At 41.3% G+C, this 10,043-nt stretch carries 7 protein-coding genes; 6 read left to right on the top strand and 1 reads right to left on the bottom strand.

The annotated features are described in order from the left end of the window. Window positions 1–224: 224 nt before the first annotated feature. Window positions 225–479: a hypothetical protein gene (locus BMX21_RS17255; RefSeq protein ID WP_022753429.1), complete on the bottom strand. Its 255-nt coding sequence runs from the start codon at window positions 477–479 to the stop codon at window positions 225–227. Between the two features lie 260 nt (window positions 480–739). On the opposite strand from BMX21_RS17255, the gene BMX21_RS17260 reads away from it, so the two are divergent. The 6 genes from BMX21_RS17260 to BMX21_RS17285 all read left to right on the top strand — a co-directional run bounded on the left by BMX21_RS17260 (window position 740) and on the right by BMX21_RS17285 (window position 9,788). Next, on the top strand, window positions 740–1,369 hold the full coding sequence (locus BMX21_RS17260) for an HAD family hydrolase (RefSeq protein ID WP_177174099.1): 630 nt from the start codon (window positions 740–742) through the stop codon (window positions 1,367–1,369). Between the two features lie 139 nt (window positions 1,370–1,508). Next, window positions 1,509–2,489 carry a diaminopimelate dehydrogenase gene (locus BMX21_RS17265; protein ID WP_022757990.1) on the top strand — a complete coding sequence of 327 codons (981 nt, stop codon included), beginning with the start codon at window positions 1,509–1,511 and terminating at the stop codon, window positions 2,487–2,489. 182 nt (window positions 2,490–2,671) lie between these two features. Next, on the top strand, window positions 2,672–4,642 hold the full coding sequence (locus tag BMX21_RS19785; RefSeq protein ID WP_242952955.1) for an ABC transporter ATP-binding protein: 1,971 nt from the start codon (window positions 2,672–2,674) through the stop codon (window positions 4,640–4,642). A gap of 30 nt (window positions 4,643–4,672) precedes the next feature. Next, on the top strand, window positions 4,673–6,520 hold the full coding sequence (locus BMX21_RS17275; protein ID WP_092046281.1) for an ABC transporter ATP-binding protein: 1,848 nt from the start codon (window positions 4,673–4,675) through the stop codon (window positions 6,518–6,520). Window positions 6,521–6,596: 76 nt separating this feature from the next. Further along, window positions 6,597–8,684 (top strand): glutamine synthetase III family protein, encoded by a 2,088-nt coding sequence (locus BMX21_RS17280; protein ID WP_022757993.1) that lies wholly within the window; start codon window positions 6,597–6,599, stop codon window positions 8,682–8,684. A 174-nt stretch (window positions 8,685–8,858) separates the two neighbouring features. Further along, on the top strand, window positions 8,859–9,788 hold the full coding sequence (locus BMX21_RS17285) for a DUF3137 domain-containing protein (protein WP_092046283.1): 930 nt from the start codon (window positions 8,859–8,861) through the stop codon (window positions 9,786–9,788). Window positions 9,789–10,043: the final 255 nt, after the last annotated feature.

Here is a 10,043-nt window from a genome sequence, read left to right on the forward strand (position 1 = left end):
AAGGAGGCGTCCCACACAGCGGGGAGTCTCCTTTTTTGTTGCACAAGACCGGCAAGCGAATGGATGCTTGCATACAAATTCATTTGCCGGTCGTAAGAACATGGAGCACTAAGTGCGGAATGTTCGTGTGCGAAATCGAGTAGGAGTCAGCCTACTCGATACAAGATCATACCTGAAAATCCCACTTGGAGATACGGATGCGTCCAAGTGGGAAGGTGTGCATATCACAATACTTCTGTAGGCTCTGATGAGAAATCGCCATATCCCTTTTCATAGAGTCCGTTTACAAAATCAATAGCACGCTGGCCGGATTCTTCTATCGGAACTGACTGGCTGTAGATATATTCAAGCATATCGCCGGAAGGTGCAAGTTTGAAGTTGACCTGAGTGCCGATGATCTTGCCATCTCCGATATCCATAGGGACTACTTCTGCTGATATAACTTCCTTTACAACTCCGGGTGCAAATAGAACTCTCATATATACCTCCTTGAGTAAAAATTGGTATTCTTAAAAGAAATATAAATATGCCGATACGTTTATATCCAATTGATGATAATGAATCAGTCCATTAGCTATATCGGAGAGAAAGATAGGTTTGTTAATATTAAATTTTCACTTGGACGGTGCAGTATCTGATCATTTTCCGTAAGGGCTTTTTCTTTTGGTCAAAAAAAGATATAGTAATAGATAAGTTTTTTGAAGCGGTTGATAGTTATCCGCAAATGAAAGGATATAGGATGATCAAAGCAGTAATTTTTGACATGGATGGAACATTATATGATACAGAGGCTGTGTATAGGAAGGCCTGGATCAAGGCAGGAATCCCTGACGAGTTCTATCTTAAGCTTATAGGAAGAAGTCATGTGAGCATAGTGAAGATGCTTGAAGATAATGGATACGACTCAGACAAGATATATGAGCTCAAGAATAAATATACCGAAGAAGAGATAAGTAAGGGTATTCCTGTTAAGGAAGGCACACTTGAAACACTTAAATGGTGCAAAGAAAACGGACTTCTTACAGCTATAGCAACATCTTCTGCCAAGCAGGTTGCGCTTAGATATATAAAAGAAACTGGTATGGAAGAGTATTTTGACAAGGTTATAAGCGGCAATCAGCTTGAAAACGGCAAGCCTGCTCCTGATATCTTTATTTATGCAGCAAAGGAGCTTTGTGTAGATACAGATCAGTGCATGGTTGTAGAGGATAGTTTCAACGGAGTAAGAGCAGGCAAGGCTGCTGATATGCTCACAGTAATGGTACCTGATATCATTCCTGCCGATGATGAGATGAATGAACTTGCTGATACAGTGCTTGGAAGCCTTAAGGAGTTTCCTGAATATGCGCAGCAGTTTATAAAAAATTAATCATAGATAATGCAAAAATATGCAAATAACATATTTCATAAATTATAAGCCTATAATATAATTGTTAGGTGCGACTTACAGAACGCAATTTGATTTTGTGACATAAATGTTTTTTTATAATTTAGGAGGAAGAAACAATATGAAGATCGGTATTATTGGTTACGGCAATCTGGGCCGAGGCGTTGAGATAGCTGTTAATGCTGCTCCTGATATGGAGCTTGCAGCAGTATTTACAAGAAGAGATCCAAAGAGCGTATCTATCATCTCTAAGGATGTGCCTGTTGTAAATGTAAGTGAAGTTGCTGACTGGAAAGACAAGATCGATGTTATGGTCATCTGCGGAGGTTCTGCAACAGATCTTCCTGTTCAGACACCTGAGTATGCTAAGCTCTTTAATGTAATTGACAGCTTCGATACACATGCACGTATTCCTGAGCATTTTGCCAATGTTGACAAGGCAGCTAAGGAGTCAGGACATGTTGGACTTATCTCTTGCGGATGGGATCCGGGTCTTTTCTCTCTTAACAGAGTATATGCCAATGCTATCCTTCCTGATGGTAAGGATTATACATTCTGGGGCAAGGGCGTAAGCCAGGGTCACTCAGATGCAGTACGCCGTATCGAGGGTGTTAAGAATGCAAAGCAGTATACTATTCCTGTAGAAGCTGCTCTTGAAGCTGTCAGAAATGGCGAGAATCCGGAGCTTACTACACGTGACAAGCATACTAGAGAAGTCTTCGTTGTAGCTAAGGAAGGTGCTGACAAGGCTCTTATTGAGAAGCAGATCAAAGAGATGCCTAACTACTTCGATGAATACAATACAACTGTACATTTCATAGATGAGGATGAGTTCAACAAGAACCACTCAGGTATGGCTCACGGCGGTTTTGTATTTAGAAGTGGCAGAACAGGCGTTAATAAAGAGAACAATCACATCATCGAGTATAGCTTAAAGCTTGATTCCAATCCGGAATTTACTACAAGTGTACTGGTAGCTTATGCTAGAGCAGTAAAGAGAATGTATGACGAGGGACAGCGCGGATGCAAGACTGTTCTTGATGTTCCTCCTACATATCTTTCTGAAAAGAGCGACGAAGAGCTTAGAAATCACCTTCTTTGATTCTATCGTTTTGGCTGAGTATAGCAGCATAGACTTATTACACTTAAACATGACTTCTTGAAAATATTTCAAGGATTTATTAAGGCTTTATATCTATATCCCGGTGTTGTTACATACGAGTACTTATGGTACCGTTTAATTGTGATATGCACCGGGATTTTTATGCATGGAGGTTTGCATTTATGAGATTTAAAACCAGAAGCAGCATGGTTATGTTCTTTCTAAGAGGGAGTCTGCATTTCTTTTTTGGCGGAATAGCAGCATCTCTTGTCGTTGCTTTTCTAGATATGATAAACCCCAAGATCATACAGTATACAGTTGACTATTGTATTGGGGATTCCAAGTCCAAGCTCCCCTTTTATATGAGCTTTATCATGAACAGGCTCGGTGGAAGGGAAGTAATAAGACATAACCTTATCTATATCGCTATTGTTATCATTTGTATAGCTTTTATAGCAGCGGTATTCAGATATTTTTCTAAAGTATATAACACTAAGGGTGCTGAGAAGCTTGTTGAGACAATGCGTAATACTTTATTTGAGCATATCTTAAAGCTTCCCTATTCCTGGCACAGTGCCAATCATACAGGTGATATCATACAGAGGTGCACCTCTGATGTAGAGACTATCAAGAACTTCCTTTCAGGACAGCTTGTATCTTTTTTCAGAGTTGTGATCATGATATCTCTGGCCCTTTATTTTATGTTCTCTATTAACGTGAAGCTTTCGCTTATCGCAATGCTCCTTTTCCCGGTACTGATACTCTATTCATTCTTTTTCCATAGGAGGATAGGTGCCACATTTGAAAAGGCTGATGAGCAGGAGGGTAAGCTTTCTGCCATAGCGCAGGAGAACCTTACAGGTGTGCGTATAGTAAGAGCCTTTGGAAGAGAGCAGTACGAGAAGGACAAGTTCGTATCCTATAACGAAGAATATACCAGGATGTGGACCAATCTTATGAAGCTTCTGTCTGCATTCTGGGCTTCCAATGACCTTATATCAGGTCTTCAGGTCATGATCGTAACTGTTATGGGCGCTGTATTCAGCGTAAGGGGACATATAACTGCCGGAGAGTTTATAGCTTTCGTATCCTATAACTCAATGCTCATCTGGCCTGTGAGAATGCTGGGAAGGATCATCTCCGAGATGAGTAAAGCCGGCATATCAATCGACAGGGTCAGATATATCATGAACAGCGAAGAAGAACAGGACGAAGAGGGCGCTCTGGAGTGTCCTATAGACAGGGATATCGTGTTTGATAATGTATCCTATTCTTTTGAACATAAGGACAATGAATCTGACACAGATAGGAATGATGGTGAGCAGATAAAAGAAACAGATTCTGATAAAGAAAAATCTGATAAAGAAAAATCTGATAAAGAAAAATCTGATAAAGAAATGTCTGTTAAGGATAACAGATCAGCTAATGAAGTATGCGACAATGAAATATTAAAGAATGTAAGCTTCACCATAAAGAAGGGCTCAACCCTTGGAATCCTGGGCGGTACGGGATCAGGAAAGTCCACTCTTATGTATCTTCTTGACAGACTTTATGACCTGCCTAAGGAAAACGGAACCATCTCAATAGGCGGCGTTGATATCAGGAAGATCAAAAGGTCATGGCTTCGCAAGAATCTGGGATTTGTACTTCAGGAGCCGTACCTGTTCTCAAGGACTCTGTCTGAGAATATAGGAATAGCTGCAGATGCTGATGACAAGGGAAGCGTCAGCATGGACAGAATAAGGCATGCATCCAAGATTGCAGCTCTTGATGAGTCTGTTGAGAAGTTCCCGTCAGGTTATGATACCTTCGTAGGCGAAAGGGGCGTGACCTTATCAGGTGGTCAGAAGCAAAGAACAGCCATCGCTCAGATGCTCATAGAAGAGCCGCCTGTAATGATATTTGATGATTCACTTTCGGCAGTTGATACTCAGACAGATGCCCGTATCAGGAAAGCACTGTCTGAAAACATAGATGATGCTACAGTCATACTGATATCCCACAGGATCATGACCCTTATGCATGCTGACAATATCATAGTCCTTGATAAGGGAAGGATCGTAGAACAGGGAACACATAAAGAGCTTCTTGAAAGGAAAGGCATATATTATACATGTGCAAGGCTGCAGGGCCTTGACGTAGATGCAGTGTGACAACTGACATAGAATTCATGAAGGAATAATATGAATAACAATATTAAAGATAATGAGAATAAAATAAAGACTCTTCCATGGCTTGGCATTCCAAAGCTCCTTCCATATGTCAGGCCTTACAAGAAGATCATAGTACAGATGGTAACGCTTGGAATGCTAAGCTCGCTTGCTGACTCTGCATATCCTCTTTTTAACCAGTATGCCATCAACAATTTCATAGGACAGGGGACTTTAAAAGGACTCCCTGTATTTATAGCACTTTATGTCATAGTCTTAACCCTTCAGACTATAGACAACTACATAACTGTAGCTATGTGCGGCAAGGTGGAGATGAGCGTTAACAGAGACCTTAGAAATGCATCGTTCTCTCATTTGCAGGAGCTGTCACTTTTTTACTTCAATACCAATAATGTAGGTTATATTCATGCAAGGGTTATGAGTGATTCCGGCAAAATAGGTGAGATGATAGCCTGGAGATTCATGGATATAGTATGGCAGCTTTCGTATATAATCTTCGTACTTATAATGATGCTGACTATAAACTTAAAGCTGGCACTTATAATCTTCATGCTGATACCTATTGTTGTAATACTTGTTGCTGTATTTCAGAAGAAGCTCCTTGTTATCAACAGGAAGATAAGAGAGATCAATTCCAAGATCACAGGTAACTTCAACGAAGGTATAACAGGCGCTTCATCTATTAAGACTCTGGTAGTAGAAGACAAGATCCAGGAAGACTTTGAGAAAGATACAGTCAAGATGAGAAGTACAGCTGTAAGATCTGTGCGCTACTCAGCATTTTTTACCGCAATAGTAACTCTTGTATCATCACTTGCTCTTGCAATAGTCTTGTGGTATGGCGGATCCCTTTCTGTAGAAGGACTTATGACTATAGGAACCATCTCTGTATTTGCATCCTATGCTCTTGGTATCATGGAGCCTATACAGAACATAGTAGTTACTATATCTGAGATTATAGCTATTCAGGTCAATATAGAGAGATTCACAAGGCTTATGGAGACAGAGTCTGACGTATCAGACAGACCTGATGTTATAGAGAAATACGGTGACACTTTTAATCCCAAAAAAGAGAACTGGGAAGAACTTAAAGGTGATATTGAATTTAAAGATATAACCTTCCGTTATCCTGACGGTGAAGAGAACGTCCTTGAGAACTTCAATCTTAAAGTCCCTCAGGGTAAGAGAGTAGCCATAGTAGGAGAGACTGGCGCAGGCAAATCTACACTTGTCAACCTCGTCTGCAGGTTCTATAAGCCTACCAAGGGACAGATTCTGATCGATGGCCACGATGCTGCTGACAGGTCTATAGGCTGGCTTCACAATTCTATAGGATATGTGCTGCAGACGCCTCATCTGTTCTCGGGCTCTGTAAGAGAGAACCTTAAATATGGCAAAGAAGATGCAACCGACGAAGAGATCTGGACTGCACTTGACCTTGTGGCAGCAGGAGATGTAGTCAGAAGGATGGAGAAAGGCTTGGACAGTGATGTAGGAGAAGGCGGAAACCTCCTGTCTACAGGTGAGAAGCAGCTATTGTCATTTGCAAGAGCAATTCTTTCAGATCCAAGGATCCTGATCCTTGACGAAGCTACAGCATCTATTGATACTGTTACAGAGAAGAAGATACAAAATGCCATTAAAGTCATGACCAAGGGCCGTACAACTTTTGCTATAGCACACAGACTTTCAACAATCACAGACTATGATGTGATCCTTGTTGTAGATGATGGCAGGATCGTTGAAAGCGGCACCCATGAAGAGCTTATGATAGCCGGCGGAAGGTACTTCGAACTCTTCACAAGACAGTTTAATGACCTCGTTGTTAACAAATCTATAGAAAAAGCACTTGCACATTGACAAGAAAGTATTTACTATAAGAAAAGTTGAAACGTTTGGTCAAAAAATCTTTTTGATTTAAAGAAAAAGGAGTCATATGGAAACATCTGCTAAGTTACCTGAGCTATTCGGAAGCATGGTTTTCAACGAAGAAACCATGAAAGAACGTCTTTCCAGCGCATCATATGAAGCATGGAAAAAATCTGTTACTGACGGAACACCACTTGAGCTGTCAACAGCCAATGAAATTGCGGAAGCTATGAAGCAGTGGGCTGTAGAAAAGGGTGCAACACATTTTACACACTGGTTCCAGCCTATGACAGGTGTTACCGCAGAAAAGCATGACTCTTTTATTGAGCCTGCAGAAGGCGGCAAGATCGTTATGGAATTTTCTGGCAAAGAGCTTGTAAAAGGCGAGCCTGATGCATCAAGCTTCCCTAACGGCGGCATTAGATCAACATTTGAAGCAAGAGGATACACAGCGTGGGATCCCAATTCCTTTGCTTTCATCAAGGACAATTCACTCTATATCCCTACAGTATTCCTTTCCTACGGTGGACAGGCTCTTGATAAGAAGACACCTCTTCTTCGTTCTATAGAAAAAGTAAACCAGCAGGCATTAAGGATCCTGCGTCTCTTCGGCGATACTGAGACAAAGAGAGTTATCCCTCAGGTAGGCGCTGAGCAGGAATACTTCCTTATCGACAAGGATGTATATGACAAGAGAGAAGATCTTAGACTTACAGGTCGTACTCTTTTTGGAAATATGCCACCAAGAGGTCAGGAACTTTCTGACCACTATTTCGGTCAGCTTAAACCTCGTGTATCTGAGTACATGAGAGACCTTGACAATGAACTTTGGAAAGTTGGAGTTCTGTCCAAGACCAAGCACAATGAAGTTGCTCCCGGTCAGCATGAGATGGCTCCTATATACACAGACTGTAACGCATCCTGTGACCAGAACCAGCTTGCAATGGAGCTTATGAAGAAGGTAGCCCTTCGTCATAACCTCGTATGCCTTATCCATGAGAAGCCATTTGCAGGTGTTAACGGATCTGGTAAGCATGATAACTGGTCTCTTGGTACAGATACAGGCAAGAATCTCTTTAAGCCCGGATCAACACCAAGCCAGAACGCTCAGTTCCTTCTGTTCCTTGCAGCATTCATAAAAGGTATAGATGAGTATCAGACAACTCTTAGATGTACTGTTGCAAGCGCAGGCAATGATCATCGTCTTGGAGCTCAGGAAGCACCTCCGGCTGTACTGTCTATCTTCCTTGGAAGTGAGCTTGAGCATGTTATCAAGGCTATCATCAATGGCACTCCTTATAAGGATGGCAGCAGGAAGACACTTAAGATCGGTATCGATTCACTTCCTCAGATCCGTCAGGATACTACTGATAGAAACCGTACTTCACCTATGGCATTTACAGGTAACAAGTTCGAGTTCCGTATGCTGGGAAGTGCTCAGTCTGTATCCGGTCCTAACATAGCGCTCAATACTATCATGGCAGAGGAGCTTAAAGAGTTCGCAGACAAGCTTGAGAAGAGCAAGAACTTCCAGGCAGATCTTCAGAAGCTCATCAAGAAGACACTTACAGATCATCAGCGTATCATCTTCGAAGGAGACGGATATGACGATGCATGGCTTGTAGAAGCTGAAAAGAGAGGACTTAAGAACTATCCATCTACAGCAGAAGCAATCCCTCACTATGATGATCCTGAGAATATCGCTTTATATGTTAACAATGACATCTATACAGAAGAAGAGATGCATGCAAGACGCGCTATCCACGAAGAGATCTACAATGCGCAGATCTCTATCGAAGCCCGCACTATGAGCGATATGATAAGACGTCAGATCCTTCCTGCAGTATCCGAGTATGCAACAACACTTGCAGATCGTATAGCAGTCAAGAAGGATGCAGGATTCTCAGCAGGATACGAAGCTAAAGTCGGAGCCAAGATCTCTACTCTCTCTGACAAGCTCCAGCTGGCTCAGGAGAAGATCGACAACGATCTTAAGAAGAAACCTGCAGATGCAACAAAGTGCATGAAGTATAGCAGAGATACTATCCTTAAGGATATGAACAAGGCAAGAGAAATCGCAGATCAGCTCGAAGAGCTTACAGATCGTGACTTCTGGCCATTCCCTGTATACTCAGAGATGTTGTTCTCAGAATAAATAAAAAAATGTGGCTTACTCAAACTTCCCGCTGCCCAAGTGGGAAGTTCGAGTTAATAAAATGAGCAGATCCTATTTTAGGAATTGCTCATTTTATTTTAGAGGATTCATGGCAGATATGATAAAATATTTTTTGCTTGTTAAAAAGTAATATGAAGTTTTGGGGGTAAGAGGATGCTCGGGGCAATAAAGGGAAAGCTGGCTTTTGCTAAATTTATTAGAATAATAGGCGTGATTGAGCCTTTTGCAGTAGGTGTCTACGCATTGATATCGCATGAATTTCTCTTGATAATTCTTGGTATTGCGATTTCTATTTTCCTTCTTTTATGGGGGCTGCATATCAGAAATAGCGCAATGAACCAGTACGGCCAATCGTTTGTATTGCCGATGGCAAGGCAAGTGTTTCCGGGTGCTGAGTTTACTTACATAGAGAAGCATCTGGATCTCGATAGATTCCATAATTTAGGACTTATTACCAGAGATAAATATGAAAAAGTGACTAATCACCTTGTTTCGAATGATGAGCATGAACTTGAGAACTTTTCTCTTTTGTGCGAGCATACTGAATCTGATTCGGACGGAGATTCCAGAACGGTTACGACCTACAGCGGTACGGTTGTGAGCTATAAGACTCCGACTGGAATACAGGGGGTTGTAAGAGTTATAGCTTCCGGGCAGTTTAAAATTCTTTTTATCAAAAAAGAAACGACCTTTGTAAGAGGCAAAGCGCCAATTGCTCCTTGGAAGATCGAGACCGGGTCTGTCGCCTTTGATGATAACTTTGAAGTATATGCCAGCGATCAGCATTTAGGATACTACGTTCTTAATGCCTATGTTATAGAAAAGCTCCAGGCATTTAGAGCAAAATATGGTACTTTTGCACTTACCATAACTTCTGATTATCTGTATGCTGCATTTGATCATATTGATAAGTTCATCAGTGTTCCGGAAACAATTTCAAGTATTGGTGAAAATCCTTTTGAAGATGCAAAGAGAGATCTAAACGAGCTGATTGAAAGCCTTAACGATATTTCTTTTGCTATATCTAAGAGTACTCAAAGAGAAAAGATTATTAGGTATTTGCGAAACTCATTAAAAGTTTAGATGTAACCTTAACAAAAGCATTCTGGAACGCTTTTGTTGAGGGCAAAGACGTGAACTGGGCTGATAAATCTTATCTTAGGCGCACTTGAATAAGGCTGATGCCTTATTAAGTTGGTAAGCCCTATGCTATGAGGGGCTTGAGGCTTCTGATGTATTCATGGTGATGAATTTTGTCAGCAAGTACTACAGATATAAGCTGAGTGATTCCTGCAAGTATCAGATCAGCATGCAGAGTCTTCTCATTTTGAGTGCGGC

Origin of the sequence: Butyrivibrio sp. TB, from assembly GCF_900110805.1 — a bacterium.
GTDB classification, from domain to species: domain Bacteria; phylum Bacillota; class Clostridia; order Lachnospirales; family Lachnospiraceae; genus Butyrivibrio; species Butyrivibrio fibrisolvens_C.